The 1,011-nt window shown below is 42.2% G+C and carries 2 protein-coding genes; both read right to left on the bottom strand.

The features are described from left to right. Nucleotides 1-480, bottom strand: a 480-nt coding sequence (locus tag OIZ54_RS00570; protein WP_319640994.1) for a galactokinase family protein, incomplete at its 3' end; no start/stop codon positions are given. Then, on the bottom strand, nt 477-1,011 hold a 535-nt coding region (galT, locus tag OIZ54_RS00565), incomplete at its 5' end, for a galactose-1-phosphate uridylyltransferase (RefSeq protein WP_264389391.1). The genes galT and OIZ54_RS00570, both read right to left, overlap by 4 nt.

Genomic DNA, 1,011 nt, shown 5'->3' with positions numbered 1-1,011 from the left:
AGCTTGCGCAATTTTGGCTATCTCTTTTCGCTCAATAGACAAATCACATAAATGATTAAACGCATAGGCAATACCCACCTCAAGGGAGGCCGAAGAACTAAGGCCTGCGCCCTGGGGTACATTACCGCTGATACAGATATCGCTACCACTTAGTGTATAGCCGCTTTTTTGTAATTCATTTACTACACCGCGCACGTAGTTACTCCACGTTTGAGTGCTGTGGCTATTAAGCTCAGTATTAATAAAAAACGAATCTGTTTGATTATTACAATCAAGTGCAAGTACATTTACTTTATCGTCATCTCGCGCCGACACCGCAATAAAAGTGGCGTATTCAATAGCGCAAGGTAGTACAAACCCGTCATTATAATCTGTATGTTCACCAATTAAATTGACACGCCCAGGAGCTTTAACTATAAAGTCTGCTTCGCGTCCATAGTGATTAATAAAAGCTAAACGTACGCTATGCTCAACATTCATTTCTTGTTCTCTTTATAATGAGTGAGTGATTGTTTTTTTAATATAGTTGCGGCTTGCTCTGGGGTTATATCGCGCTGCGCTTCAGCCATCATTTCATAACCCACCATAAACTTTTTAACAGTTGCAGAGCGTAACAGTGGCGGGAAGAACTGGCCGTGTAATTGCCAATATGAGTCATCTTGGTCATCATATGGCGCACCATGCCACCCCATTGAATAAGCAAATGAACATTGAAATAAATTGTCGTATTTGACTGTGATTAGTTTGATCACCTCAGCTAAACTCGCTTGCTGGACTGTTGTTAAATCAGTCATTCTGGTTATCGCAAAGCGCGGTAATAGAAGCGTTTCAAATGGCCACGCAGCCCAATAAGGCACAACCACTAGCCAGTCATCATTGATACAGACAACGCGCTCCTGTAATTCCACTTCTCGTTTGGCATAATCAAGCAATAAGTTTGACCCATGCTGATGGGTGTATTGTTGTAAGTTAACCTGCTTGCGCTCGACTAAGCTAGGTAGCTGGTGTTGC

Origin of the sequence: Pseudoalteromonas sp. A3 (genome assembly GCF_025942345.1) — a bacterium.
GTDB lineage: Bacteria > Pseudomonadota > Gammaproteobacteria > Enterobacterales > Alteromonadaceae > Pseudoalteromonas > Pseudoalteromonas atlantica.
The sequence above is the reverse complement of the archived record's forward strand: the minus strand, read 5'-3'. Positions and strand labels throughout refer to the sequence as shown.